At 67.1% G+C, this 25,276-nt stretch carries 24 protein-coding genes and 1 pseudogene; 13 read left to right on the top strand and 12 right to left on the bottom strand.

All coding sequences use genetic code 11. The features are described from left to right. Positions 1-95: 95 nt before the first annotated feature. Entirely contained in the window at positions 96-335 is a 240-nt protein-coding gene (gene acpP / locus HHAL_RS06270) for an acyl carrier protein (protein ID WP_011814030.1), read from the top strand. 88 nt (positions 336-423) lie between these two features. Further along, positions 424-504 (top strand): annotated as a pseudogene (locus HHAL_RS13570) (hypothetical protein); the annotation flags it as partial. Positions 505-557: 53 nt separating this feature from the next. Here the strand turns inward: HHAL_RS13570 and mnmE are convergent. From mnmE to rpmH, 5 genes are read right to left on the bottom strand one after another with little or no spacing between them, the layout of a single operon-like run. Continuing rightward, positions 558-1,967 carry a tRNA uridine-5-carboxymethylaminomethyl(34) synthesis GTPase MnmE gene (gene mnmE, locus HHAL_RS06265; protein ID WP_011814029.1) on the bottom strand — a complete coding sequence of 470 codons (1,410 nt, stop codon included), beginning with the start codon at positions 1,965-1,967 and terminating at the stop codon, positions 558-560. Continuing rightward, complete coding sequence (yidC, locus tag HHAL_RS06260; protein WP_011814028.1) at positions 1,925-3,577, bottom strand: membrane protein insertase YidC; 1,653 nt, start codon at positions 3,575-3,577, stop codon at positions 1,925-1,927. Before yidC ends, mnmE begins: the two co-directional genes overlap by 43 nt. A 6-nt stretch (positions 3,578-3,583) precedes the next feature. After that, on the bottom strand, positions 3,584-3,817 hold the full coding sequence (yidD, locus tag HHAL_RS12995; RefSeq protein ID WP_081432178.1) for a membrane protein insertion efficiency factor YidD: 234 nt from the start codon (positions 3,815-3,817) through the stop codon (positions 3,584-3,586). Beyond that, on the bottom strand, positions 3,802-4,170 hold the full coding sequence (gene rnpA / locus HHAL_RS13455; RefSeq protein ID WP_011814027.1) for a ribonuclease P protein component: 369 nt from the start codon (positions 4,168-4,170) through the stop codon (positions 3,802-3,804). Before rnpA ends, yidD begins: the two co-directional genes overlap by 16 nt. A 19-nt stretch (positions 4,171-4,189) precedes the next feature. After that, entirely contained in the window at positions 4,190-4,330 is a 141-nt protein-coding gene (gene rpmH, locus HHAL_RS06250; protein WP_011814026.1) for a 50S ribosomal protein L34, read from the bottom strand. A 229-nt stretch (positions 4,331-4,559) separates the two neighbouring features. On the opposite strand from rpmH, the gene dnaA reads away from it, so the two are divergent. From dnaA to gyrB, 4 genes are all read left to right on the top strand, one after another. Further along, a complete protein-coding gene (gene dnaA / locus HHAL_RS06245) occupies positions 4,560-5,909 on the top strand; it encodes a chromosomal replication initiator protein DnaA (RefSeq protein ID WP_011814025.1) in 1,350 nt (449 codons plus the stop codon). 220 nt (positions 5,910-6,129) lie between these two features. Further along, complete coding sequence (gene dnaN / locus HHAL_RS06240; protein WP_011814024.1) at positions 6,130-7,230, top strand: DNA polymerase III subunit beta; 1,101 nt, start codon at positions 6,130-6,132, stop codon at positions 7,228-7,230. A gap of 5 nt (positions 7,231-7,235) precedes the next feature. After that, the gene (gene recF / locus HHAL_RS06235; protein WP_011814023.1) at positions 7,236-8,285 is read left to right on the top strand and encodes a DNA replication/repair protein RecF; all 1,050 of its coding nucleotides are present in this window, start codon (positions 7,236-7,238) and stop codon (positions 8,283-8,285) included. A 58-nt stretch (positions 8,286-8,343) separates the two neighbouring features. Further along, the gene (gene gyrB / locus HHAL_RS06230; protein ID WP_011814022.1) at positions 8,344-10,767 is read left to right on the top strand and encodes a DNA topoisomerase (ATP-hydrolyzing) subunit B; all 2,424 of its coding nucleotides are present in this window, start codon (positions 8,344-8,346) and stop codon (positions 10,765-10,767) included. 49 nt (positions 10,768-10,816) lie between these two features. Here the strand turns inward: gyrB and HHAL_RS06225 are convergent, their stop codons facing one another. The 4 genes from HHAL_RS06225 to glyQ are packed head-to-tail and all read right to left on the bottom strand — an operon-like array spanning position 10,817 to position 15,114. After that, a complete protein-coding gene (locus HHAL_RS06225) occupies positions 10,817-11,563 on the bottom strand; it encodes a lysophospholipid acyltransferase family protein (RefSeq protein ID WP_011814021.1) in 747 nt (248 codons plus the stop codon). Beyond that, positions 11,560-12,108 carry a D-glycero-beta-D-manno-heptose 1,7-bisphosphate 7-phosphatase gene (gmhB, locus tag HHAL_RS06220; protein ID WP_011814020.1) on the bottom strand — a complete coding sequence of 183 codons (549 nt, stop codon included), beginning with the start codon at positions 12,106-12,108 and terminating at the stop codon, positions 11,560-11,562. Before gmhB ends, HHAL_RS06225 begins: the two co-directional genes overlap by 4 nt. Before the next feature lie 8 nt (positions 12,109-12,116). Continuing rightward, positions 12,117-14,207, bottom strand: coding sequence for a glycine--tRNA ligase subunit beta (gene glyS, locus HHAL_RS06215; RefSeq protein ID WP_011814019.1), 2,091 nt, complete (start codon positions 14,205-14,207; stop codon positions 12,117-12,119). After that, positions 14,200-15,114 (bottom strand): glycine--tRNA ligase subunit alpha, encoded by a 915-nt coding sequence (gene glyQ, locus HHAL_RS06210; RefSeq protein WP_011814018.1) that lies wholly within the window; start codon positions 15,112-15,114, stop codon positions 14,200-14,202. Before glyQ ends, glyS begins: the two co-directional genes overlap by 8 nt. A 131-nt stretch (positions 15,115-15,245) precedes the next feature. On the opposite strand from glyQ, the gene HHAL_RS06205 reads away from it, so the two are divergent. The 5 genes from HHAL_RS06205 to glnG all read left to right on the top strand — a co-directional run bounded on the left by HHAL_RS06205 (position 15,246) and on the right by glnG (position 20,726). Continuing rightward, positions 15,246-16,310, top strand: coding sequence for a tRNA (5-methylaminomethyl-2-thiouridylate)-methyltransferase (locus HHAL_RS06205; protein ID WP_011814017.1), 1,065 nt, complete (start codon positions 15,246-15,248; stop codon positions 16,308-16,310). Then, complete coding sequence (locus tag HHAL_RS06200; RefSeq protein ID WP_011814016.1) at positions 16,297-16,530, top strand: sulfurtransferase TusA family protein; 234 nt, start codon at positions 16,297-16,299, stop codon at positions 16,528-16,530. Before HHAL_RS06205 ends, HHAL_RS06200 begins: the two co-directional genes overlap by 14 nt. Before the next feature lie 136 nt (positions 16,531-16,666). Continuing rightward, a complete protein-coding gene (gene glnA, locus HHAL_RS06195; protein ID WP_011814015.1) occupies positions 16,667-18,082 on the top strand; it encodes a glutamate--ammonia ligase in 1,416 nt (471 codons plus the stop codon). Positions 18,083-18,244: 162 nt separating this feature from the next. Beyond that, entirely contained in the window at positions 18,245-19,318 is a 1,074-nt protein-coding gene (gene glnL, locus HHAL_RS06190; RefSeq protein WP_011814014.1) for a nitrogen regulation protein NR(II), read from the top strand. After that, a complete protein-coding gene (gene glnG, locus HHAL_RS06185) occupies positions 19,311-20,726 on the top strand; it encodes a nitrogen regulation protein NR(I) (protein WP_011814013.1) in 1,416 nt (471 codons plus the stop codon). Before glnL ends, glnG begins: the two co-directional genes overlap by 8 nt. Positions 20,727-20,752: 26 nt before the next feature. Here the strand turns inward: glnG and HHAL_RS06180 are convergent, their stop codons facing one another. The 3 genes from HHAL_RS06180 to HHAL_RS06170 are packed head-to-tail and all read right to left on the bottom strand — an operon-like array spanning position 20,753 to position 22,724. After that, complete coding sequence (locus tag HHAL_RS06180) at positions 20,753-21,751, bottom strand: NAD(P)H-dependent glycerol-3-phosphate dehydrogenase (protein ID WP_011814012.1); 999 nt, start codon at positions 21,749-21,751, stop codon at positions 20,753-20,755. A gap of 4 nt (positions 21,752-21,755) precedes the next feature. Beyond that, complete coding sequence (secB, locus tag HHAL_RS06175; protein WP_011814011.1) at positions 21,756-22,277, bottom strand: protein-export chaperone SecB; 522 nt, start codon at positions 22,275-22,277, stop codon at positions 21,756-21,758. Between the two features lie 6 nt (positions 22,278-22,283). Beyond that, positions 22,284-22,724 carry a rhodanese-like domain-containing protein gene (locus tag HHAL_RS06170; protein ID WP_011814010.1) on the bottom strand — a complete coding sequence of 147 codons (441 nt, stop codon included), beginning with the start codon at positions 22,722-22,724 and terminating at the stop codon, positions 22,284-22,286. A 127-nt stretch (positions 22,725-22,851) separates the two neighbouring features. On the opposite strand from HHAL_RS06170, the gene HHAL_RS06165 reads away from it, so the two are divergent. Then, positions 22,852-24,000, top strand: coding sequence for a murein hydrolase activator EnvC family protein (locus tag HHAL_RS06165; protein WP_011814009.1), 1,149 nt, complete (start codon positions 22,852-22,854; stop codon positions 23,998-24,000). A 27-nt stretch (positions 24,001-24,027) separates the two neighbouring features. Beyond that, positions 24,028-25,275, top strand: a complete 1,248-nt coding sequence (locus HHAL_RS06160) for a S41 family peptidase (protein WP_011814008.1) — start codon at positions 24,028-24,030, stop codon at positions 25,273-25,275. The last annotated feature ends 1 nt before the right edge of the window (position 25,276 follow it).

Genomic DNA, 25,276 nt, shown 5'->3' with positions numbered 1-25,276 from the left:
TCCGCAGGGGTGTTCTGGTACTCAGCGGACTGTTCCCCTACAATACGCGCCGCAGCCGGAAGACTGCGCCAATTAGAACCTCGGAGGACCTTTTAATGAGCAGCATCGAAGATCGCGTCAAGAAAATCGTCGTCGAGCAACTGGGGGTCAAAGAGGAAGAGGTCACTGGTGAGGCCTCGTTCGTGGACGACCTTGGCGCCGACTCGCTGGACACCGTCGAGCTCGTGATGGCGCTCGAGGAAGAGTTCGAGTGCGAGATCCCCGACGAGGAAGCCGAAAAGATCACAACGGTCCAGCAGGCCGTGGACTACATCAAGAAGCACCTCGAGGGGTAAAGCCCCCGGGGCCACAGTCTGAAGGCGCAGCGGGGCCGATCCGGTGGATCGGCCCCGATACATTCCGCGCCTTGAAGGGCACAAGGGTATGGATGATCGAGCCGTTGTCGTAACTGGACTGGGGGTGGTTTCCCCGGTCGGGAACTCCGCTGCCGAGGCCTGGTCCGCAGTGACCGAAGGCCGTAGCGGGATCCGGCCCATTACCGAGTTTGACACGTCCAGCTATTCTTTTCCGATACAGAAGCCGGAGAAGATCCGCCCTAGCAGCGCCTCATGGCTAACGCGCCCGGTGATCTCGCCGAGCGCCGTCTGCGCCCGACGCAGCGCCTCGGCGACCAGCTCCTCCTGCCCGCCCCGCCGGGCGACCACCAGCGCTTCCTCCAGCTCCTCCCCGGCTCGATCCAGCGCCTCGATGTGTCGATGCCGAGCCGCCCAGGCGTCCTCTCCCGCCTCACGGTCCACCAGCGCCGCCAGCCCGCGCCGAAGCGCCTCGATACCCGCCCCGGTGTGCGCACTCACCCGCGCCCTCCGGACATGGGCACCCACCTCACTCTCTCCTTCCCAACCTGCCTCGTCCCCGCTGGCATCAATCTTATTCACAATCACCACCACCGGACGCGGCGCCTGCTCCGCAATCCGCGCCCGCAGTTCCTCGTCCAGTGTCTTCCCTGCCTCGATGACCACGAGCAGCAGATCGGCCTCCGAGGCCGCCGCCCGCGCCCGCCGCGCACCCTCGGCCTCAATCTCATCCTGGGCCTCCGCATCCCGCAGCCCGGCGGTGTCCAAGAGCTCGGCGTGCCGCGATCCCAGCGCCGCCCACTGCCGGACCACGTCCCGCGTGGTACCCGCCTGTGCCGAAACGATCGCCGCCTCCTCGCCGCTGAGCACGTTGAGCAGGCTCGACTTCCCCGCGTTCGGCGGGCCGACGAGCGCCACCCGGATCCCCTCCCCGAAACGCACCCCGGCCGCCGCCCGTCGCCGGATCTCCGCCAGCTCCGAGCCCAACGCCTCGATCTCGGCCGCGAGCTCCGGTGGGTCCGCCGGTACATCCTCATCCTCAGGAAAATCCAGGAACGCCTCGATCAGCGCCCGAAGATCGATCATCCGATCCGCCAGCCCATCGACGCGTTGGCCGAACGCCCCGGACAGCGCCCGTAGCGCTGCGCGGCGCGCGCCGTCGGTCTCCGCTTCGATCAGCGAGGCCACCGCCTCGGCCTGCGTGAGATCCAACCGCCCGTTCAGGAACGCCCGCTCGGAAAACTCTCCAGGGCCGGCTGGCCGCGCCCCAGCTGCGCATAAGGCCTCGAGCACCGCGGTCACCGCCGCCGGGCTGCCGTGCCCCTGCAGCTCAACCACGTCCTCGCCGGTGTAAGACCCCGGCCCCGGAAACACCAGCACCAAGCCGTGATCCAGGGTCTCCCCGCGTGCGTCGCGAAACCGGCGCAAACCGGCCTCTCGGGGCGCCGGCAACGGTCCCGCCACCTCTTCGGCGACCTCCAGGGCCCGCGATCCGGATACCCGAACGACAGCGACCCCGCCCTGACCGGACGGGGTCGCCATCGCGCAGATCGTATCCGCGTCGTCGTCTTCTAGGCCGTGTCGGACTTCTCTACCTGACGCAGTATGTACCATTGCTGTGCGATCGACAGGATGTTGTTGGTCAGCCAGTAGAGTACCAGCCCTGCCGGGAACAGCATGAAGAAGCCCGTGAACACGAAGGGCAGCACCTGCATCACCCGCTTCTGGATCGGATCCATCGGCGGCGGGTTCAGCTTCATCTGCACCAACATGCTCGCGCCCATCAGCAGCGGCAGGATGAAGTACGGATCGCGGCTCGACAGATCCTGGATCCACAGCATGAACGGTGCATGGCGCAGCTCAACGCTCTCCACCAACACCCAGTACAGGGCGATGAACACCGGGATCTGCACCAGGATCGGCAGACAGCCGCCGAGCGGATTGATCTTCTCCTTCTTGTACAGCTCCATCAGCGCCTGATTCATCTGCTGCCGATCATCCGAGTAGCGCTCCCGGATCTGCTGCATCTTCGGCTGAACCTTGCGCATCTTCGCCATCGAGCGATAGCTGATCGCCGACAGCTTGTAGAAGGCGATCTTGATCAGCAGCGTGAGGATCAGGATCGCCACGCCCCAGTTCTTCACCAGGTTTTCGATCTGATCCAACGCCCAGAACAGGGGGTTGGCGAGGATCGTCAGGAACCCGTAGTCGACCGTCAGCCGCAGGTCATCGACATCCAGCGCCGACCCCACCGCCGTGAGTCGGTCCTGCTCCTTGGGGCCAACGAACAGATGGTTGGTCTTCTGACCACTCTCCCCGGCCGCCACCTGCAGCCAGGGCGACGACATCCCCAGGAGGTAGGTCTCCTGCGGCAGGGCCCGGGTGTAGTACCGGTAGGTCTCGCCCCGCTCCGGGATCATCACCCCAAGAAAGTAGTGCTGGAGCATCGCCGCCCAGCCGTCGCGCTCGTCCTGCGACAGATCGGAGTCTTCCATGTCACTGAACGAGATCCGGCTGAAGCGATCCTCCTGCGTGTAGAGGGAGCCGCCGGTGAAGCTGTGGATGTACCACGGGGTTGTCCCCGCCGGGTCCGGGCGCCGCCGCAGCTGCACGTACTGGAAGCCGGCCCAGTCGTCCTCGGCGTTGTTCTCCACCTCGTGGCGCACGTCGACCAGATAGCTATCGCGACGGAAGGTGTAGACCTTGCGCACCTTGACGCCGTCTTCCTCCCAGATCAGCGGGACCTCGAGCGTATCCTCGCCCTCGGCCAGTTCGAACTCGTCCTGATCCACCTCGTAACGAGCATCCCGGCCCGGCGCAGGCCCGTCGCCACCGAGTCCAGCCTGGGCGACAAACAACGGCTCGCCCTCGTCGCGCAGCAGCCGGTAGGGCGTTGGATCGTCCGAGGCCTTCTGATGCTTGAGCAGGTCCAGCTGCCGGATGTCACCACCCTGCGTGCTGATCTCCGCCTCGATCAGATCGGTCTTCACGCGGACCCGCTTGGCATCCTCATCGTCCGGGTCCACCACCCCTTCAGCCATGGGGTCCCCAGCGTCCGGCTCCTCGGCCCGGGACGGCGCGTCCGGCGCCTCCTGATCGACTTCCGACTCCTGCTCTTCAACCACCGGCTCCGCAGGGTCCATCTGCTCCCGCTCCCAGGCGAAGTACAGCAGCAGACTGATCCCGGCCAGGGCGATCAGGAGGATGAGGCGTTGATTCTCCATGGGGATCTACTCTCGCGTACGGTCGGTGCGCTCCGGCACGGGGTCGAGCCCGCCCGGATGCCATGGGTGACATTTGCCCAGTCGTTTCGCTGCCAGCCACCCCCCACGCAACGGGCCGTGCCGGGAGATCGCCTCTGCAGCGTATTCAGAACAGGTCGGGAGGAAACGGCAGCGGGGCCCCAGGAACGGGCTGACCGCGTACTGATAGGTTCGAATCACACCGATCAGGAGCCATCGCATGGCCGCCCCCGCGCGTGCGCCCAGAGTTCCTCCAGGGCACTGAATAGGGTGGCGTTGTCCGCCTCCGCGACGGCCCCGCGCACCCCGACGACAAAATCGTGGTCCGGCAGGCCGCCCTGCCGGACCCGGAAACTCTCGCGGATGATCCGCTTGACTCGATGCCGCTGTATGGCCAGACGCAGCACCCGCTTGGGGACTGCCAGGCCCAGCCGCGGGCGCCCGCACTGATTCTGCCGTGCGCTAACGCGGAAGTAGCGGTTGGCTGTCCGCCATTCCGGGGCGCGAAGCACCCCCTCGAATTCCCTCCGCCGCAGCAGCCGTGCGCCCCGCGGGAACCTCTCGTCGGCCGACAAGAGGAAGCCGGGACCCGGATCAGGCCGTCGGCGTAAGACGCTTGCGCCCCTTGGCGCGGCGCCGCTTGAGCACGAGGCGGCCGCCCCGCGTGGCCATCCGGGCACGAAACCCGTGGGTTCGCTTGCGCTTGATATTACTCGGCTGGTACGTGCGCTTCATGGTTAACGACTCATTGATTGGGAAAGGGTCGGGAGGCCGTCCTCCGGCCAGTGAGCCGCGAATCTACTTCGCCATCAAGGGCCTGTCAATTGCTACAGCGACGCATGACCGGGCCTGTGGATAACGATGAAAACCTGTGGATAACCACCCCACCCCCCTTTAAACTATGCCGTCCACGATCCCCGGCCTCACCGGCCCCACCACCCGGAACAACGAGGTAGCCGTCACCATGGACGACTCGCTCTGGAGCGCGTGCCTTCAGCAATTAGAGCGCGAGATCCCCGAGCAGCAGCTCAACACCTGGATTCGTCCCCTGCAGGCGCACCTCGAGGGTGACGCCCTGCGCCTCTACGCACCGAACCGCTTCGTCCTCGACTGGGTGCGCGACAACTTCTCGGCCCGCATCGGCGAACTGCTCGCCGAAATCCGCCCCGATGAGCACCTGCGCGTAGAACTGGAGATCGGCTCGCCCCCGACGCCCGACCAGCGCGAGGCCGCCACCGGCGCCACGCGCGCCGCCCCAGCGCAGCGCAGCTCCGAGCCCCGTCAACGCCCCGTGGACTCGAACCTGAATCCCGGGTTCACCTTCGACTCCTTCGTCGAGGGCAAGTCGAACCAGCTGGCCCGCGCAGCCAGCATGCAGGTCGCCGACAACCCCGGCGGTGCCTACAACCCACTATTTCTCTACGGCGGTGTCGGACTGGGCAAGACCCACCTGATGCATGCCGTGGGCAACGCCATACGGACCGCCCGCCCGGAAGCACGTGTGCTTTACCTCCACTCCGAGCGTTTCGTCGCCGAGATGGTCAAGGCGCTGCAACACAACGCCATCAACGAATTCAAGCGCCACTACCGCAACCTGGACGCGCTGCTCATCGACGACATCCAGTTCTTTGCCGGCAAGGAGCGCTCGCAGGAGGAGTTCTTCCACACCTTCAACGCTCTGCTTGAAAGCGAGCAGCAGGTGATCATGACCTGCGACCGCTACCCGAAGGAAGTCAACGGTCTGGAGGAGCGCCTTAAATCGCGCTTCGGGTGGGGGCTGACTGTGGCCATCGAGCCGCCGGAGCTCGAGACCCGTGTTGCCATCCTCAAGAGCAAGGCCATCCGCGACGGCGTCGACCTACCCGACGAGGTGGCCTTCTTCGTGGCCAAGCGTCTACGCTCCAACGTCCGTGAGCTCGAGGGCGCCCTGCGGCGCATCACCGCCAACGCCCAGTTCACCGGTCGCGCCATTGATGTCGACTTTGCCAAGGAAGCCTTGCGGGATCTCTTGGCCCTGCAGGACAAGCTGGTCACCATCGACAACATCCAAAAGACCGTGGCCGCCTATTACAAGATCCGCGTCGGCGATCTGCTCTCCAAGCGCCGCAGCCGTTCCATCACACGACCCCGCCACATGGCCATGGTCCTGGCCAAGGAGCTGACCTCGCATTCGCTACCGGAGATCGGCGACGCCTTCGGCGGGCGCGACCACAGCACGGTTCTCCACGCCTGCCGCAACATCAAGTCGCTGATCGAAGACGACGCGCGCCTCGCCGAAGATTACGACAACCTGTTGAGAACCTTGAGCACTTAGCCCGGCGTAAGCTGTGGAAAACCTGCGGAGTGATCCAAGGGTGAATTCCATCCCCAGGTTTTCCACATACACCGCACCGCCCGCCCTGGTGTTTGTTGTGGATCTTTTCTCCCTTTTGAGACAGTGTCTTATCAACACTTTCCACAACTTGACGCGGTGCCAATAACAACAACAAGCTTTCTCTTTCCTTAAGCAGTCATTACAGCCAACGAGGACGAACATGCGCTTCGAGGTCCAACGCGAACCCCTGCTCGCCGCCCTCCAGTCGATCGTCGGCGTCGTGGAACGCCGCCAGACCCTGCCGGTTCTTGGCAACATCCGCGTCGAAGCCCGATCGCAACAGCTGCAACTCACCGCCACCGACCTCGAGGTGGAACTCGTCGCGTACCTTGAGGCCAACACGAAAGACGAAGGTGTGATCACGCTTCCAGCACGGAAATGGCTGGATATATGTCGAAATCTTCCGGAAGGTGCGTCGATCAGCATCGAAGCCAATCAGGATCGGGCGACCCTGCGCGCCGCCAGCAGCCGCTTCTCCCTGGCCACCCTGCCCGCCGATGAATTCCCCGAGGTCGAGTCCATCGGCGACACCGAGGCCGTCGAGATCCCGCGCGGCGAACTCCGCCGACTCATCGAGCGGACGCACTTTTCCATGGCGCAGCACGACGTCCGTTACTACCTCAACGGCCTGTTGCTAGAACTCACCGGGAGCGGCGCTCGCGCCGTGGCCACCGATGGCCACCGCCTCGCCCTCGCCGAGAGTGACAGCCCGGTCCAAGTGGCCCAACCCCGCCAAGTCATCGTCCCGCGCAAGGGCGTCCAGGAGTTGCTTCGCCTGCTCGACGATGCCGATGAGCCTGCCACCCTCGAGTTCGGTACCAACCACGTCCGGGTCACGCTGCAGTCCGTCCGTCTGACGTCCAAGCTGATCGACGGCGTATTCCCCGATTACAATCGGGTTATCCCCCAGGATGGCGACAAACACGTCCTGATCGATCGCCAGTACCTGCGCCAGGCCCTGACCCGGGTGGCCATCCTCTCCAACGAGAAATATCGGGGCATCCGCTTCGCCGTGGAGGGTGACACCCTGCGGATCGGCTCCCACAACCCGGAACAGGAGGAGGCCGAGGAGGAGCTGGGCATCGAGTACGGTGGCGAGGCCGTGGAACTCGGCTTCAACGCCAACTACCTCCTCGATGCCCTCGGTGCCCTGGATACCGAGCGCGTCCAAGTGACCCTGACCGACGCCAGCAGCAGCGGCCTGATCCGTGCCGAGGGGTCCGACAATGCGCGCTACGTCGTTATGCCGATGCGCCTCTGAACCGAATGGAACGCCTGGAGGTCCACGGCTTCCGGAACCTGGCCGATACCCAACTGCGGCCCCATCCCCACCTCAACGTGGTGACCGGGCCGAATGGCGCGGGAAAGACCAGTCTGCTCGAGGCGATCTACTTCCTCTCTCGGGTCCGTTCATTCCGCACCCGGCAGAACGACCGTCTCATCGGCTGGGGGGCCGAGGAGGCCCGCGTGGTCGCCGTGCGCGGCCACGACCGCCTCGGTGCCGCCCGTACCCCCGGCCACACGCGACTGCGGCTGAACGGTGCCGATGCCCATACCCGCTCGGCCCTGGCCGCTCGGCTTCCGGTTCAGCTGATGAACACCGAGCACCAGCGGCTGCTCCTTGACGGTCCCCGGGTGCGCCGCCAGTTCCTCGACTGGGGGACGTTCCACCTGGAACCGGACTACCGCGAACTGGCCCAGCGTTATCAGCACGCCCTGCGCCAGCGCAACGCCGCCCTTCGGGTCGGCGACCGGCGCAGCGAACAGGCCTGGACCCCGGTCCTCATCCGTTGTGCCGCCGCCGTGGACGTTGCCCGCCAGCGGTTCATTGAGGCCCTGCGTCCCATCTGGAGCGAATTCGCCCGGCAGTGGCTGGGCCTGGAGAGCCTGGAACTGCGTTACTACCGGGGGGCTGCCGCCGAATTGCCGTGGGAACGGGTCCTCGATGAGCAGCTCGAGCGCGACCGCACTGCCGGGTTCACCCACCGCGGCCCCCACCGGGCCGATCTGATCCTCAGCCGGGATCGCATCCCCGCTGCCGATGCCCTCTCGCGGGGTCAGCAGAAGCTACTGGTGGTGGCCCTGCTGATCGCCGAGGTGAAGCTCTGGTCCCGCCAGGGGCTGACCCCGGTGCTGCTGATCGACGATCTCCCCGCCGAGCTGGATCCGGCGCACCTGCACACCGTGCTGGATACGGTGACCGGTGATCCCACCCAGGTCTTTCTGACCGCTATCGACGGCGCTGCGCTGCCGACCGATCTGCCCCCGGGACAGTGGTATCAGGTATGCGAAGGGAGGGTGTCAGCGATGGTATAATGGCCTTTTACGACCGGCACTTCGGTCCAGACGTACCCTTGTAGAGGCTGAATCATCGATGACGACGGAGATTACGCCGCAGTACGACTCGGAAAGCATTCAGGTGCTGCGTGGCCTCGACGCCGTCCGCAAGCGCCCGGGCATGTACATCGGCGATACGGACGACGGTACCGGCCTCCACCACATGGTCTTCGAGGTCCTCGATAACTCCATCGACGAGGCGCTGGCCGGCCACTGCTCCGAGATCACCGTCACCCTCCACGCCGATCACTCCGTCACCGTGACCGACAACGGCCGCGGTATACCAGTGGACATCCACGCCGAGGAGGGCGTCCCCGCTGCGCAGGTGATCATGACCGTGCTGCACGCCGGCGGGAAGTTCGATGACAACAGTTACAAGGTCTCCGGTGGTCTGCACGGGGTCGGTGTCTCCGTCGTCAACGCGCTCTCTGAGCGCTTGCGCCTGGTCATCGAGCGCGAGGGCAAGGTCCACGTTCAGGAGTACGCCGATGGCGCGCCGGTCACCTCGCTCAAGGTTGTCGGCGAGACCGAACAGACCGGGACGCGCATCACCTTCAAGCCGTCCGAGGCGATCTTTACCGAGGTCCAGTACAACTACGATATCCTCGCCAAGCGCTTCCGCGAGCTCTCCTTCCTCAATCCGGGGGTGCGCGTCGTCCTCAAGGACGAACGCACCGAGAAAGAGGATGTCTTCGAGTACACCGGCGGGATCCGCGCCTTCGTTGAACACCTCAACCGCAACAAGACTCCGCTTCACCCGACGGTGTTCTATGTCACCGCCTGGCGGGATGGGGTCGGCGTGGATGTGGCCATGCAGTGGAACGACTCCTACCAGGAGAATATCTTCTGTTTCACCAACAACATCCCGCAGCGTGACGGCGGCACTCACCTGGCCGGGTTCCGCGGCGCCCTCACCCGCACGGTCAATGGCTATCTCGAGGCCGAGGGGTATCTCAAGAAGCTCAAGTCGACGCCCAGCGGCGAGGACGTGCGCGAGGGGCTGACCGCTGTGGTCTCGGTCAAGGCCCCGGATCCCAAGTTCTCCTCGCAGACCAAAGACAAGCTCGTCTCCTCCGAGGTCAAGGGCATCGTCGAGTCGCTCCTCTCCGAGTCGCTGCAGACATTCCTTGCAGAACACCCGCCGGAGGCCCGCGCCATCGCCGAGCGCGTCATCCAGGCCAGCCGGGCCCGCGAGGCCGCGCGCAAGGCCCGGGAGATGACCCGGCGCAAGGACGCGCTGGATATCGCCGGCCTACCGGGCAAGCTGGCCGACTGTCAGGAGCGCGATCCGGCTAAGTCGGAGATCTACCTGGTCGAGGGCGACTCCGCCGGCGGTTCTGCCAAGCAGGGGCGCGATCGCCGTACCCAGGCGATCCTCCCGCTCAAGGGCAAGATCCTCAACGTCGAGAAGGCGCGATTCGACAAGATGCTCTCCTCGGCGGAGGTCGGCACCCTCATCACCGCGCTCGGCTGCGGCATCGGCCGTGACGACTTCGATCCGGACAAGCTCCGCTACCACCGGATCATCATCATGACCGACGCCGATGTGGACGGCTCCCACATCCGCACCCTGCTCCTGACCTTCTTCTACCGGCAGATGCGCGAGCTGGTCGAGCGCGGCAACGTTTATATCGCCCAGCCACCGCTCTACAAGATCAAGCGCGGCAAACAGGAACACTACGTCAAGGATGAACGCGAGCTGACCGAGTATCTCCTGGAGCTCGCCCTGGACGGCTCAGCCTTGCACCCTGGCGGGGGCGCACCTCCGATCAGCGGCGAGGCTCTCGGTCGGCTGGCACGCCGCTACTACGAGGCCATGGAGCTCATCGAGCATGTCTCGCGGCGCTGGGACTCGGCGATCCTCGAGCAGATGACCACGCTGGCGCCGCGTACCGAGGACGACATCACCGACGCCCAGGCCATGCAGGCGTGGTTCGATCAACTGGTGCAGCAGGTCGAAGCCGCCACGGATGCCAGCATGCGCTATCGGGTGACGGTCCAGCGCGGCCCGGATGGGGGCTTCCAGGAGGCCATCGTGACCCGGCGTCGCCACGGTCTGGATCAGGAGTACCGCTTCAATCCGCAGTTCTTCCTGTCGGCGGAGTACGACACCCTGAAGGCCCTGGCCTCGCTGCTGGACGGCCTCCTCCACGAAGGGGCCGAGGTGGTTCGCGGCGAACGCCGTCGGCCGGTTACCAGCCTGCGCGAGGCGGTGGAATGGCTGATGGAGGAGGCCAAGCGCGGGCAGACCATCCAGCGCTACAAGGGTCTGGGTGAGATGAATCCGGATCAGCTTTGGGAGACCACCATGAACCCGGAGACCCGCCGGCTCCTGCGGGTGACCATCGACGATGCGGTGGCCGCCGACGAGATCTTCACCACGCTGATGGGGGATCATGTCGAGCCGCGGCGCGATTTCATCGAGCGCAACGCGCTGGCGGTCTCCAACCTCGACGTCTGATCCCGATGCCCCTCCGGACCGGCGGTCGCTCCGGAGGGGCCGCCGCCGGTTACCGGGCCGCTGGGCGGCTCTCCAGCTCCGCCATCCGCGCCTCGATCCACGCCTCGACCTCCGTGGTCACCTCCTCCGCGCTGCGGCCCTCGGTGGCGACCGGCGGGCCGACATGGACCTGGATCTGTCCAGCCCGCCGCAACGGGCTGTTCCGGCCCCAGAAGCGACCGGCATTGTGGGCGACGGGCACCACCGGGACACCGGCGCGGATCGCCAGCTGTGCCCCGCCGCTACGGTAGCGGCCCTTCTGTCCCGGGGGCACGCGCGTCCCCTCTGGAAAGACCACGACCCAGCGGCCCCGTTGCAGGCGGTCGGTCCCCTGTTCGATCACTTGTTGCCGTGCGGTCCCCCGCGCCTTGCGGTCGATGGCGATGGGCTCAAGCAGCCGCAGCCCCCAGCCGAAGAAGGGGATGCGCATCAGCGACTCCTTGAGCACCCACGTCTGCGGCGAGAACCACTGGAGCAGCGCTAGCGTCTCCCAAGCCGACTGGTGCTTGGCCATAACGACGGCGGCGTGGTCGGGGCGGTTCTCCAGGCCGTGGACCCGGTAGTCGAGCCCGCAAAGCCAGCGCGCCGACTCGATCACCAGCCGTCCCCAGGCGGTCAGAAAGCGATAGCGGAGTCGGTAGCCCAGCGGGTAGGTCAGCATGCCCAGTATTGCCCACAGCGGTGCCGTCAGGGCCATGAGCCCCAGGTGCAGTGCGCTGCCAACCCATTCGCGCGGGGTACCGCCCTTGACCTTCATGCCCCTTCTCCCTCCTCGAGTAGCGCTGCCACAGCCGCCGCTAGATCAGCGTGGACCTCCGTCCCCGGAGGTAGGCCCGCACGGGCGAGCGTACCCTCGCCCTTACCAGTGCGCACCAGCACCGGCCGCGCCCCCACCGCCGCGGCGGCCTCCAAGTCCCGGGCCGAGTCGCCGATCACCGGGACCCCCTGCAACGGTTCGCCGAGACGATCGGCCAGCTCTCGGTAGAGCCCCGGAGCTGGCTTGCGGCAGGTGCAGCCGTCGTCCGGGCCGTGGGGACAATAGGCGAGCGCGTCGATGCGTCCGCCCCGGGCGGCGACGGTCCGCTCCAGCTTGTCGTGAATCGCCGCCAGCGTCTCTGCGTTGAACAATCCCCGAGCCAGCCCCGACTGGTTGGTGGCGATGGCCACCCGCCAGCCGGCCCGGGTCAGCCGGGCCATGGCCTCGATGCTGCCCGGGATGGGCACCCACTCCTGCGGGCTGCGGATGAAGGCGTCGGAGTCGTGGTTGATAACCCCATCCCGATCGAGGATGACCCACGGCATGGCGGCGCTCAGCCCGGCAGGTGGGAGAGGTCCGCCACGGCGCGGAAGGCGTGACGGACGGCTCCGAGGAGTTCCAGCCGGCGTTGGCGGACAGCTTCATCCTCGGCCATCACCATAACGTCGGTGAAGAAGCGGTCCACCGGCCCGTGCAACTCTGCCAGCGCCGTGAGGGCGGCATCGTATTCGCCGCGGTCGATCCGAGGACCTGCCACCGACCACGCCTCGCGCAGCGCCTCGGCCAGTGCCCGCTCGGCGGCCTCGCCGTCCGCCTCGACGGCCTCGGGCCGGGTCTGCGGGTCGACCTCGGCACGGCGCAGGATGTTGCCAATGCGCTTATTCGCCTCCCCGAGCGTCTGCGCCTCGCTGCGCTCGCGGAACGTCGAGCACGCCACCAGGCGGCGGTGGAAATCGAGGGGCGACGACGGAGCCACCGCTGCCACCGCTTCGAAGACCTCGGCGGCGTAGCCGCGCTCGGCATAGTAGCCGCGCAGCCGCTCGTGACAGAAAGCGGCAACCTGTTCGGCGATGCCTTCGGTGCTCACGCCGCACTCGTCGGCGATCATCCCGGCTGCGGTATCGAGGAATTCGCGCAGCGACAGATCGTGGCCGCCCTCGATCAGGCAGCGCAGCAGACCGATGGCGGCCCGCCGCAGCCCGAACGGGTCCTTGTCCGCCGAGGGGGCGCCGTCGGCGGCGAAGATCCCGACCAGCGTATCGATGCGATCGGCGATACTGACCGCCTGCCCCTCCGGAGTCTCAGGCAGTGCATCCCCGGCGTAGGCCGGTCGATAGTGGGCGGCGATGGCCGCAGCCACCGCGTCGCCCTCGCCGTCGGCGCGGGCGTAGTGACCGCCCATGATCCCCTGTAGCTCGGGAAATTCGTCGACCATCTCGGTGACCAGATCGCACTTGGCTAGCAATCCGGCCCGGCGGGCTGCCTCAACGTCCGCCCCGATCCGTTCGGTCACCAAGCCTGCCAGGCGGCTGATCCGCTGGCTGCGCGCGTGCAGATCGCCCAGGCTACGGTGGAAGACCACCTGACGCAGCTGCTCGAGCCGTTCGCCCAAGGCCAGGCGGCGATCCTGCTGCCAGAAGAACTCGGCGTCGGCCAGGCGCGGACGGATCACGCGCTCGTTACCGTGACGGACCTGCTGGGGATCTTGGCTCTCGATGTTGGCGACGGTGATGAAGCGCGCCAGCAGCTGGCCGTCGGTGCCGCGGACGGGAAAGCAGCGCTGGTGGCCCTGCATGCTGGAGATCAGCGCCTCCTCGGGGATCTTCAGGAAGCGTTGGTCGAAGTCGCCGGAGAGTGCCACCGGCCACTCGACCAGCCCGGTGACCTCGTCGAACAGTGCCTCCTCGCCCACCGGCACGCCGCCGGCACGCTCTGCCTCCTGGCGGACGCCGGTCTCGACGCGGCGCCGGCGTTCGACAAAGTCAGCCACCACATGTCCCTGCTCCTCCAGAAGCCGCTCGTAGGCGCCCGGCTCAGGGATCTCGATGCCCCTGCGGCCGCGTCCGTGGAAGCGGTGCCCGTAGGTGATCCGCCCGGTGGGGATGCCGAGGATGGTACCGGGGATCACCTGTTCACCGAGCAGGGCCACTGTCCAGTGCACGGGGCGCACGAACTCCACCTCACCGCTACCCCAGCGCATGCGCTTAGGGATCGGGAGCCGGCCTAGCGCTGCCTCCACCAGCCCGGGGAGGATCGTCTCGGTGGCCTCGCCGGGCTGGACCCCCCGCCATACCAGACGCGGGCCCTTGTCGGTCTCCACGCTGTCGAGCGCATCGACATCGACGCCGCAGGAGCGGGCGAACCCCTCGGCGGCCTTGGTGGCCTGCCCTGCGGCGTCGTAAGCGGCCTCGACCTTGGGCCCGAGACGCTCGATCTGTTCATCGGCCTGGCGGGTGTCCACGCCCTCGAACCGCACGGCCAGCCGGCGCGGCGTGGCGAATGCCTGAACGCCCACGGGCTGCAGGCGCTGCTCCTCGAGCGCGCTGGCCAGGTCGTTCCGGAAGGCGATCATCAGCCGCTGCAGGGCCTTGGGGGGCAGCTCCTCGGTCCCGATCTCGATGAGCAGGGGGCGGCGTTCAGCCATGGGTGGACTCCTTATCCTGCAGCAGCGGAAAGCCAAGTTCCTCGCGCGACTGGTAGTAGCCCTGCGCCACGGTGCGGGCCAGATTGCGTACCCGCAGGATGTAGCCCTGGCGCTCGGTGACCGAGATGGCGCCCCGCGCGTCGAGCAGGTTAAACGTGTGCGAGGCCTTGAGGACCTGCTCGTAGGCTGGCAGCGGCAGGCCCTCCTCGACGAGGCGTCGGCACTCCTGTTCCTGGTGTCCGAACGCCGCAAGCAGGGCCTCCACCGGCGCCTGCTCGAAGTTGTACGCCGACTGCTCGCGTTCGTTCTGCAGGAAGACGTCGCCGTAGGTCACCGGTCCCGCGTCGGTGTGCGTCCAGACCAGGTCGTAGACGCTCTCCACGTTCTGCAGGTACATGGCGATGCGCTCCAGCCCGTAGGTGATCTCGCCCATCACCGGCCGGCAGTCGAGCCCGCCCACCTGCTGGAAGTAGGTGAACTGGCTGATCTCCATGCCGTTGAGCCACACCTCCCAGCCCAGGCCCCAGGCGCCCAGGGTGGGGGACTCCCAGTCGTCCTCGACGAAGCGGATGTCGTGGATCTGTGGATCGATGCCAAGCTGCTCCAGGGAGCCCAGGTAGCGCTCCTGGAAATCCGCCGGCGATGGCTTGAGCACCACCTGGAATTGGTAGTAGTGCTGCAGGCGGTTGGGGTTGTCGCCGTAGCGCCCGTCGGTGGGCCGGCGTGACGGCTGGACATAGGCAGCGTGCCAGGGCTCCGGGCCCACGGCGCGCAGGAAGGTTGCCGGGTGGAAGGTCCCGGCGCCCACCTCGATGTCCAGCGGCTGCAATACCACACAGCCCTGCCGGGCCCAGTACTGCTGTAGGTTGAGGATGAGTTCCTGAAAGTCCCGCGGTAACTCGGCCAAGCTCGCCTCCGTTGGTCCCGTCGGCTCTGTGCGCAGTAGCGGCGCAGTATAGCGATCTGTGCCGGGCACTTGCACGGGCTCAACGGCGGGTTTGGTAGAATTTCGCTTCCATTCCGATACAACCGCGTGTCATGCCCGAGCAACCGAAAGCCGTCGCACTCATCTCCGGGGGTCTCGACTCCATGCTGGCCGCCCGCGTGGTCCAGGATCAGGGCGTGCATGTGGAGGGGATCAATTTCTACACCGGCTTCTGCGTCGAGGGACACACCCACGCCATCCGCGGCAAGGACCAGGATCGCCCCAAACGCAACAACGCGCTGTGGGTGGCCGAGCAGCTGGGCATGCCGCTGCACATCGTCGATGTCATCGAGGAGTACAAGGAGGTCCTGACCAATCCCCGCTATGGTTATGGCGCCAACCTCAACCCTTGCCTCGATTGCAAGGTCTTCATGGTGGGCAAGGCCCGCGAGTGGATCCAGGCCAACGGCTTCGACTTCATCGTCACCGGTGAGGTCATCGGTCAGCGGCCCAAATCACAGACGCGGGACAAGCTGCCGGTGATCACCCGCGATGCCCAGGTCGAAGACCTCCTTCTGCGTCCGCTTTCGGCGAAACTCCTCGAGCCGACCCGCCCCGAGCGCGAGGGTTGGGTGGACCGTGAGCGCCTCTATGAGTTGCACGGTCGGTCGCGGAAGCCGCAGTTCGCGCTGGCGCGCAGCCTGGGGCTCGAGAGTTGGGCGCAGCCTGCCGGCGGCTGCTGTTTCCTTACTGACGCTTCCTACTCGGCCAAGCTCGCCGATCTGTGGCAGGCGCGCGGCGCTCGGGCCTACGATCTGGACGACATCATGCTCCTCAAGGTCGGGCGGCATCTGCGCCCGCGCGAGCACTTCAAGCTGATCATTGCCCGCGAAGCCGGAGAGACCCGCTTCCTGCAGGGCTATAAGCGCTCCTACCCGCATCTGCGCACCATTAGCCACGGTGGGCCGGTGGCATTGATCGACGGCCCCGTGGACGACCACGACCTGGAACTGGCCGCCCGTCTGGTGGCTCGCTACTCCTCCGGCCGCAACGCCGAGCAGGTGGATCTGGAATTCGAGGATACGGACGGCCAGGTACGAGCGCTCTCGGTGCCGCCCATGGCGACCGATAGCGTTCCCGACGCGTGGTATGTGGGAGGCGCCCATGGCGACGACTGAAGAACTCGACTGCCGCCATCTCCTTTGCCCCCTGCCTGTGATTCGCACCCAGGCGCAGGTGGCTCGGCTAAGCGTCGGCGACGAGCTCGAGGTGGTGGTTACGGACCCCGGGGCCCTGGAGGATATCCCTGCCTGGTGCCGGGTCCATGGCCACGAGGTCGTGGGTGCCCGCGAGACGGGCGATGAGCATCGGATTCGCATCCGCGTCGGCGGTTCGTGACCACTGCGCGGGCGCAGCGTCACGCCGCGGGTGCGTTGGGCCGCGAAATGCCCCACAATAAGTCGCGGCTGCGGGGCTTTGCACCTTCCCGGCGCACGCTCCGCCCAATTGATTCCTTTGCAGAGGCTGTGAGCTTATGGCGCGTACCGGAGAAGATGTCCTCAAGCTGATCGAGGACGAAGACGTCAAATTCGTCGACCTTCGCTTTACTGACACCCGCGGCAAGGAGATGCACGTGACCTTGCCGGCCTCCCAGGTCGACGAGGATCTGTTCGAACACGGCTCCATGTTCGACGGCTCCTCGATCCAGGGCTGGAAGGGGATCCAGGAGTCGGACATGATCATGCTCCCCGATCCCGACTCCGCCACCCTCGACCCCTTCTACGATGAACCCACCCTGAATCTGGTCTGCGACATCCTCGAGCCGAGCACCCTGCAGGGCTACGACCGGGATCCGCGTTCGGTGGCCCGGCGCGCCGAGGCATACCTGGCCTCCACCGGCGTGGGTGACACCGCCCTGTTCGGTCCCGAGCCGGAGTTCTTCGTCTTCGACGACGTCCGCTGGGGCGCCGACATGAGCGGGACCTTCTACAAGATCGACTCCGAAGAGGCCGGCTGGAACTCCGAGCGGGTCTACAAAGACGGCAACATCGGCCACCGCCCCGGTGTGAAGGGCGGCTACTTCCCGGTACCGCCGGTAGACTCGCTGCACGACATCCGTGCCGCCATGTGCCAGGCGATGGAGGAGATGGGCCTGGAGCCGGAGGTCCACCACCACGAGGTGGCGACCGCTGGGCAGTGCGAGATCGGCGTGGCTGCTCGCACCCTGGTCAAGAAGGCCGACGAGCTGCAGACGCTCAAGTACTGCGTGCACAACGTCGCCCACGCCTACGGCAAGACCGCCACCTTCATGCCCAAGCCGCTGGTGGGCGACAACGGCAGCGGCATGCACGTGCACCAGTCGGTCTCCAAGGGCGGTAACAACATCTTCGCCGGGGACCAGTACGGCGGGCTCTCCGAGGAGGCGCTCTACTACATCGGCGGCATCATCAAGCACGCCAAGGCGATCAACGCCTTCGCCAACGCCTCCACCAACAGCTACAAGCGCCTGGTGCCCGGCTTCGAGGCGCCGGTGCTGCTCGCCTACTCGGCGCGCAATCGCTCCGCCTCGGTGCGGGTGCCCTATGTGGCCAACCCCAAGGCGCGGCGGATCGAGGTCCGCTTCCCGGATCCCACAGGCAACCCGTACCTGACCTTCGCCGCCATGCTGATGGCCGGTCTCGATGGCATCCGCAACAAGATCCACCCCGGCGAGGCGATGGACAAGGACCTCTACGACCTGCCGCCGGAGGAGGAGAAGGAGATCCCCAAGGTCGCCTTCCAGCTCGACGAGGCGCTCGAGGCCCTGGACAACGACCGCGAGTTCCTCAAGCAGGGCGGAGTCTTCTCCGACGACCTGATTGACGCGTACATCCAATTGAAGATGGACGACGTCACGCGCCTGCGCATGACCACCCATCCGGTGGAGTTCGACATGTACTACAGCGTCTAAACCCTTCGGGGCGGATGCTGTGTACAGGGGGCGGGGCCGGCTGGCTGCCGCCCCTTTTTATTGCATTGCACCCGGATGGTGCAGTCACCGTACGCCTGCGCGTGCATCCGACCGCGCCCATCGGGGGTGTCGGGGTGGCCCGGGCTTTGCACAGGGATGGACATGGAAGATCACGAGCGCGACCCATCGCAGATCCTCGAGGAGCTGACGACCGCCGTCCTGCTGGTGGATGACCGGGTGCGTATCCTCCACGTCAACCACGCCGCCGAGACGCTGTTCCGGGTCAGTAGCCGACAGGTGGTGGGCCAGACCCTGGGGACGGCACTGCGCGGGGCGGAACTGCTCGAAGAGCTCATCCGCCAGACCCAGCGTACCGGCGGGGCCTACACCCAGCGCGAACGTCGCCTTCCGGTCCGCGGCGATCGCCCGGTGACCGTCGACTGCACCATCACCCCGGTCTCCGCCAAACGGGTGCTGATCGAGATCGCCGAGGTGGACCGTCACGCCCGTATTACCCGCGAACAGCACCTGCTGTCACAGAATCGTGCCGTACAGGAGCTGATCCGCGGACTGGCCCACGAGATCAAGAACCCGCTCGGCGGCCTGCGCGGCGCGGCGCAGTTGCTGGAGGCCGAGCTCCCGGAGCGCGACCAGCGCGAGTACACCCAGGTCATTATCCGCGAGGCGGACCGCCTGCAGCAGCTGGTGGACGCCCTGCTCGGTCCCAATGCGCCGGCCCGTGAGGAGCCGGTCAACATCCATGAGGTCCTCGAGCGCGTCCGTTCGCTGGTCATCGCCGAGGATGCCGAAGGCCGCGCAGAGGCGCCAGCGGTGGCGCTCCAGCGCGACTACGATCCGAGCATCCCGCCGGTCACCGCCGAGCACAATCACCTGGTCCAGGCGGTGCTCAACCTGGTGCGCAACGCCCGTCAGGCCACCGGGCCAGGGGGGACCATCACCCTGCGTACGCGCACCCAGCGTCAGTTCACCATCGCCGACAAGCCCCACCGCCTGGTGGCCCGCATCGACATCATCGACGACGGGCCGGGGATCCCCCTCGATCAGCAGGAGCAGATCTTCTATCCGATGGTCACCTCGCGCCCCGAGGGTACCGGTTTGGGACTGCCCATTGCGCAGAGCCTGGTCAGCCGCCTCGGTGGCCTGATTGAGTGCGTCAGCGAACCGGGGCGCACGGTGTTCACCATCTGGTTACCCATGGAGACGGAAAATGACTGAGGCCGAATCGCAGGTATGGGTGGTGGACGATGACCGGTCCATCCGCTGGGTGCTGGAGAAGGCGCTGCGCCGCTCCGGCCACGGTGTCCGCACCTTCGAGAGCGGCGATGCGGCGCTGGAGGCGCTGCGCCGGGAAGAGCCCGATGTACTGATCACCGATCTGCGCATGCCGGGGCTGGGCGGTCACGATCTGCTCCAGCAAGTCCAGGCGTCCACGCCGCAACTGCCGGTGATCGTGATCACCGCCTATTCGGATCTCGATGCGGCGGTTAGCTCCTACGAGGGCGGCGCCTTCGAGTACCTCCCCAAGCCCTTCGATGTGGACGAGGCGGTGGATCTGGCGGGCCGGGCCATCGCCAGTCGGCGCAAGGGCGCCGCGGCGGAAGCCGCGGGGGGAGGCTCCGCCGATATCCTCGGTGAGGCGCCGGCCATGCAGGAGGTGTTTCGCGCCATCGGTCGGTTGTCGCGTTCCAGCGTCACGGTGTTGCTCACCGGCGAGTCCGGTAGCGGCAAGGAGTTGGTGGCCCGCGCGCTGCACCGCCACAGCCCGCGTTCCGACGGTCCCTTCGTCGCTCTGAACATGGCCGCCATCCCTCACGACCTGATGGAATCAGAGCTTTTCGGGCACGAAAAGGGGGCCTTCACCGGGGCGCAGCAGACTCGCCGCGGGCGTTTCGAGCAGGCCGACGGTGGTACGCTCTTCCTCGACGAGATCGGCGATATGCCCGCCGACCTGCAGACCCGCTTACTGCGGGTGCTCGCCGACGGTGAGTTCTATCGGGTGGGTGCCCATACCGCCATGAAGGTGGATGTACGCATTATCGCTGCCACCCACCAGGATCTGGAGCAGCGGGTGGTCGAGGGGCGTTTCCGCGAGGATCTCTACCACCGCCTGAACGTGATCCGCATCCAGCTGCCGCCACTGCGTGAGCGGCGTGAGGATATCCCGGCCCTGGCCCGCCGTTTCCTGGCGGCCGCCGCCCAGGAGCTCAACGTCGACCCGAAGGCGCTGCATCCCGATGTGGAGCGCGAACTGATGCGGCTCGATTGGCCCGGCAATGTGCGTCAGCTGGAGAATACCTGCCGCTGGCTGACGGTGATGGCCAGCGGTCAGGAGATCGTCCCCGAAGATCTGCCAGCCGACCTGCGCCGAGGCAGTCCCGGCGGCAGCCCGGGTGGCACGGACAGCGGCAGCGGCGACTGGGAGGCGGTCTTGGCGCGGTGGGCCGAACAGGCCCTCGACGGTGGCGAGGATCACCTGCTCGACGACGCCTTGCCACGCTTCGAACGGGTCCTGATTCGCGCCGCGCTGAGCCGCAGCGGCGGCCACCGCCAGGAGGCCGCGCGGTTACTCGGCTGGGGTCGGAATACGCTGACGCGCAAGATCAAGGAGCTGGGCATGGACTGAGCCGCCGACGGTTCGCTTCCCCGCGGTCAGTCGTCGAATTCGGCCTTCGGTGTCCGCTCCATGAGCTCGCGGACCGCCTGCTCGAGTGGGGTGTCGCCGCTGACCACGCGGTAGACCATGTTGCAGATCGGCATCTCCACGCTGTGGCGCTCTGCCAGACTGTGCAGCTCGGCGGCGGTGCGCGCACCTTCGACGGTGCTGCCCACCGAGGCCAGGGCGGTCTCCACCGTCGCCCCCTGCCCGAGGGCGAAGCCGAAGCGCCGATTGCGGGACTGATCGTCGGTACAGGTCAGCAGCAGGTCGCCCATCCCGGCCAGGCCGATGAGGGTCTGCGGGTCGGCCCCGAGTGCCGCGCCGAGGCGGGAGATCTCCGCCAAGCCCCGGGTGACCAAGGCCGCGCGGGCGTTGGCGCCGAGGCCGAGCCCGTCACTGGCGCCGGTCGCGACGGCGAGCACGTTCTTCACCGCCCCGCCGAGTTCGACACCGGTCATATCGGTACTCGAGTACGGCCGGAAGCGGTCGTTGTGGAAGGCGCGGACCACTTCGGCGGCAAGGTCCGCATCATCGGCCGCCACGGTGATCGCGGTGGGCAGACCCTGCCCGACCTCGGCGGCGAAACTCGGTCCAGAGATGACCGCCATGGCGGGGGCCGGATCGAGGCCCGCCTGGACGACGTCGTGGAGGAAGCCGCCGGATTCCGATTCGAGACCCTTGGTCGCCCACACCACCTTGCCGGGCCGGTAGGGCGCGAGGCGTTCAATCAGGCCGCGGAACGCGCTGCTCGGGACGGCGATCAGCAGCCAGTCGGTCCCGCCGAGGGCGGTCTCCAGGTCTGCGGTGGCGGTGAGGCTGTCGGGCAGTGGGCAGTCGGGCAGGTGGCGCTGATTCACCCGCTCGGCGTTGATCGCCGCTGCGTGCTCTGCCTCGCGGGTCCACAGCCGGACCGCGTGGCCGTTGCGTCCGAGCACCGAGGCCAGGGCGGTGCCCCAGGCCCCGGCGCCGAGCACCGCAATGGTGCTGGCCACGGCGTTACTGCCTCCCCCCGTTGTCCGGGCTGCCGGACGGGGCACTGTCGCTGGTGCCCTGCTCGCGACGCTGCTTCTGCTGCTGATACAGGGATTCGAAATTGACCGGTGCCAGCAGCAGCTGCGGGAAGCCGCCCTTGACCACCAGGTCGTTGATCGCCTCGCGGGCGAAGGGGAAGAGCTGCGCGGGGCAGTAGGCCCCGAGGACGCGCTCCATGTCGGCCTCGGGGAAGCCTTCGAGGCGGAAGACCCCGCCCTGCTTGACCTCGCAGAGGTAGGCCGTGCGCTCGTTGTTGCGCGCGGTCACGGTGATGGTGAGGACCACATCGTAGGTGTTCTCGCCCAGCGGCTGGTGCCGGGTACCCAGCTCCACGTCCATCTGCGGCTTCCACTCATCGCGGAACGCCTCCGGGGCGCCGGGCGCCTCGAAGGAGACATCCCGCAGGTACATCTTGGCGATCTGAAACCGCTGCCGCTGGCCCGTGTCGGCGGCGCCGGTGCTGCCGTTGCCGTTGTTCTCTGCCATGGTCCCTTACCCCTTCTTGACGTTCTCCATCGGGTACCCGCTGCCCTGCCAGGCCCGCAACCCGTGCTTGAGCCGATAGACGCGGGAGAATCCGGCCTTGCGCAGCTTGCGCCCGACGCGCGCGGCCTGCGGCCCCTGATCATCGTAGACAATCAGCGGCGGGTCATCGGCCGTCTCCTTGCGTAGCTTGTCGATCAGCTGATCAAACTCCGCCTCGGGCAGGCTGAAGGCGCCGGGCAGATGACCGCCGTCGAACTCCTTGCGCGGGCGCATGTCGATGAACCGGGCCGACTCGCGGTTGTACATCCGCGTGGCGGTCTCGGCGTCGATCATCTTCACACCGCTATACCAGTGGAAGAGCTCACCGCCGATCCACCAGCCGAGGATCAGCACGAAGGCCAGGACCAGGCCCCAGTTGTTCTGTGCGAATTCGAGGAATTCCTGCATGGACGCTGCCGTGCCTCTGTCACCGGGATCAAGCCGGGGATGATACCAGCCGTCCGCGGTGCCTGCAGGTCTGAGCGGCGTGATCGCGGTACCATGGGCGCCTGGTGGCAAGGCAGTGGAGAGGGGCATGGCCGCGAGGCGACGGCTGATCACGGGCCCAATGTTCGGCGTCGTGCTGATGGCGCTGGCCGGGGGGGTGTCGGCGGACTACGAGCGCGAGCGCGAACAGCTCGAGGCCCTGCGTGATGATCTGGAGGCGATCCAGGAGGATCTCGCCGCCGACCGTGCCGCGCGCGATGAGGTCGAGGAGGCGCTGTCGCAGCTCGAACGCCAGGTCTCCGAGGCCACTCGCGAGCTGGAGCGCCTGCGCGCGGAGCGTGCCGAAGCCCGGGGCCGCGTGGCCGAGTTGCGCGAGGATTATGCCGAGGAGGCCGAGCGCCTGGGCCGCCACCGCGAGACCCTGGCCGAGCAGATCGTCGCCGCCTACGTCAGTGGCGGCGACGATCCGTTGCGTCTGCTGCTCAACCAACAGGATCCGGCCGGCGCCCAGCGTCTTTTGGTCTACCACGACTATTTCAACGAGGCGCGGGCCGGACACATTGAGGCGGCCATGGCCGAACTGGAGAGCCTGGCCGCCCTGCGCGAGGAGCTTCGGGAAGAACTCGCTGAGCTTGAACGTCTGGAGGAAGCGACCCGGGAAGAGCGTGAATCCTTGGCCGAACAGCGCGCCGAGCGTGACGCCCGGCGCGAGGAGCTGGAGGCGCGGATTGCCGAGCGGGATGCCGAGGCGGAGTCCCTGGAGGCCGAAGTGGCCGAGCAGGAAGCGCTGCTTGAGGATCTGCGTCAGCGGCTGGCGGACGTGCCCGACGAGGCGGCTGAGGTGGAGGCCTTTGGCGAATCCCGGGGCAACCTGCCGTGGCCGGTGGATGGCGAAGTGGACGAGTCGTTTGGTGAAGCCCGCGGCGGCGGACTGGAGCGCACCGGCGTGGTGATCGCCGCCGAGACCGGGGACGAGGTGCACGCGGTGGCGCCAGGCCGTGTGGTCTTTAGTGATTGGTTGCGTGGCCTGGGACTGCTGGCCATTATTGACCACGGCGATGGCTATCTCACGCTCTACGGCCACACCGAGTCGCTGTATGTGGACGTCGGAGAGTGGGTGGAGGCCGGTGATCTGGTGGCCACCGTGGGCAACAGCGGCAGCCGCCGGGATGCCGGGCTGTACTTCGAGATCCGCGAGGGTGCCGAGCCACGCAACCCGCTGAATTGGCTACGCTGAGTACGCCCGCCCAATGAAGGAGCTGCGATGCAATCCTGGAGCCTGACCCTGGCCGCCGCCCTGCTTGCGCTGTTCGTCGGCCCGGCCGTCGCCGATTCGCCGGCGGAGGCCGAAGACGACCTGCCCATGGCGGAGCTGGAGCTGCTGAGCGAGGTCTACAGTCGGATCAAGCGGGACTACGTGGATGAGGTGGATGACGCGGATCTGTTCCGGGCGGCGATCCGCGGGATGCTCTCGGAGCTGGATGCCCACTCGAGCTACCTCGACGAGGATGAACTCGAGCAGCTGCGCGAGGGCACCCGTGGCGAGTTCGGCGGCGTGGGCTTGGAGCTGAGCCGCCAGGACGACGAAATCCGCGTGGTCGCGCCCATCGATGACACCCCGGCCAGCCGGGCGGGGTTGCAGGCCGGTGACGTCCTCCTGCGCATCGACGGCGACACCGTGCGGGGGGCCAGCCTCAACGAGGTGGTGCAGCGCCTGCGCGGTGAGCCGGGCAGCGTCGTCGAGGTGACCATCAGACGAACGGAGGACGAGGGCCGGACCCGTACCCTCGAACTCGAGCGCGACACCATCCAGGTGGAGAGCGTGCGCGCCCGGATGCTCGAGCCGGGTTACGGCTACGTGCGTATCAGCCAGTTCCAGGAGCGCACCGCCAGCGACCTCTACCCCGCCCTGGACCGCCTGCTCGAAGAGGCCGATGGTGCCCTCGACGGCCTTATCCTCGATCTGCGCAACAACCCGGGCGGGGTCCTCGATCCGGCCGTGGCGGTGGCGGACGCCTTCCTGACCGAGGGCCGGATCGTCTACACCGAGGGGCGCATGCGTCAGGCGCGCATGAGCTTCGACGCCACTCCGGTGGATCGGGCCCGAGGTGCGCCGATGGTGGTGCTGATCAATCGGGGCTCGGCTTCGGGCTCCGAGATCGTCGCCGGGGCCCTGCAGGATCACCGGCGTGCCGTGATCATGGGTCGGGCCAGCTTCGGCAAGGGGTCGGTGCAGAGTGTGTTGCCCCTCGACGGGGCCGCCATGAAGCTGACCACCGCCCGGTACTACACGCCCGATGGGCGCTCGATCCAGGACGAGGGGATCCAGCCGGATATTGTCGTCGACAATCTGCGTCTGACGGAGACCGAAGACCGCGGGGCGGAGGGGGTCCTGGATGCGCCCGAGGATGCCGAGGACGCCGAAGAGGCGGCGGAGCTGGCCAAGGATGACTATGTGCTCAGCGAGGCGCTCAACCTGCTCAAGGGGCTGCGCGTGTTCGAGGGGCGCTGAC

Origin of the sequence: Halorhodospira halophila SL1, assembly GCF_000015585.1 — a bacterium.
In the GTDB taxonomy this organism is placed as follows: domain Bacteria; phylum Pseudomonadota; class Gammaproteobacteria; order Nitrococcales; family Halorhodospiraceae; genus Halorhodospira; species Halorhodospira halophila.
Note: the sequence above shows the minus strand (reverse complement) of the source record. Positions and strands in the feature narration are given on the sequence as shown.

What these genes read in the sequence shown, in the direction of transcription:
- HHAL_RS06160 (WP_011814008.1), top strand. Translation starts at nt 24,028, where the DNA reads ATGCAATCCTGGAGCCTGACCCTGGCCGCCGCCCTGCTTGCGCTGTTC.
- HHAL_RS06200 (WP_011814016.1), top strand. Translation starts at nt 16,297, where the DNA reads ATGGCGACGACTGAAGAACTCGACTGCCGCCATCTCCTTTGCCCCCTG.
- rpmH (WP_011814026.1), bottom strand. Translation starts at nt 4,330, where the DNA reads ATGAAGCGCACGTACCAGCCGAGTAATATCAAGCGCAAGCGAACCCAC.
- gyrB (WP_011814022.1), top strand. Translation starts at nt 8,344, where the DNA reads ATGACGACGGAGATTACGCCGCAGTACGACTCGGAAAGCATTCAGGTG.
- yidD (WP_081432178.1), bottom strand. Translation starts at nt 3,817, where the DNA reads ATGCGATGGCTCCTGATCGGTGTGATTCGAACCTATCAGTACGCGGTC.
- acpP (WP_011814030.1), top strand. Translation starts at nt 96, where the DNA reads ATGAGCAGCATCGAAGATCGCGTCAAGAAAATCGTCGTCGAGCAACTG.
- yidC (WP_011814028.1), bottom strand. Translation starts at nt 3,577, where the DNA reads ATGGAGAATCAACGCCTCATCCTCCTGATCGCCCTGGCCGGGATCAGT.
- glnA (WP_011814015.1), top strand. Translation starts at nt 16,667, where the DNA reads ATGGCGCGTACCGGAGAAGATGTCCTCAAGCTGATCGAGGACGAAGAC.
- gmhB (WP_011814020.1), bottom strand. Translation starts at nt 12,108, where the DNA reads ATGCCGTGGGTCATCCTCGATCGGGATGGGGTTATCAACCACGACTCC.
- HHAL_RS06170 (WP_011814010.1), bottom strand. Translation starts at nt 22,724, where the DNA reads ATGCAGGAATTCCTCGAATTCGCACAGAACAACTGGGGCCTGGTCCTG.
- HHAL_RS06205 (WP_011814017.1), top strand. Translation starts at nt 15,246, where the DNA reads ATGCCCGAGCAACCGAAAGCCGTCGCACTCATCTCCGGGGGTCTCGAC.
- glyS (WP_011814019.1), bottom strand. Translation starts at nt 14,207, where the DNA reads ATGGCTGAACGCCGCCCCCTGCTCATCGAGATCGGGACCGAGGAGCTG.
- recF (WP_011814023.1), top strand. Translation starts at nt 7,236, where the DNA reads ATGGAACGCCTGGAGGTCCACGGCTTCCGGAACCTGGCCGATACCCAA.
- glnL (WP_011814014.1), top strand. Translation starts at nt 18,245, where the DNA reads ATGGAAGATCACGAGCGCGACCCATCGCAGATCCTCGAGGAGCTGACG.
- dnaN (WP_011814024.1), top strand. Translation starts at nt 6,130, where the DNA reads ATGCGCTTCGAGGTCCAACGCGAACCCCTGCTCGCCGCCCTCCAGTCG.
- mnmE (WP_011814029.1), bottom strand. Translation starts at nt 1,967, where the DNA reads ATGGTACATACTGCGTCAGGTAGAGAAGTCCGACACGGCCTAGAAGAC.
- dnaA (WP_011814025.1), top strand. Translation starts at nt 4,560, where the DNA reads ATGGACGACTCGCTCTGGAGCGCGTGCCTTCAGCAATTAGAGCGCGAG.
- HHAL_RS06225 (WP_011814021.1), bottom strand. Translation starts at nt 11,563, where the DNA reads ATGAAGGTCAAGGGCGGTACCCCGCGCGAATGGGTTGGCAGCGCACTG.
- secB (WP_011814011.1), bottom strand. Translation starts at nt 22,277, where the DNA reads ATGGCAGAGAACAACGGCAACGGCAGCACCGGCGCCGCCGACACGGGC.
- glnG (WP_011814013.1), top strand. Translation starts at nt 19,311, where the DNA reads ATGACTGAGGCCGAATCGCAGGTATGGGTGGTGGACGATGACCGGTCC.
- HHAL_RS06165 (WP_011814009.1), top strand. Translation starts at nt 22,852, where the DNA reads ATGGCCGCGAGGCGACGGCTGATCACGGGCCCAATGTTCGGCGTCGTG.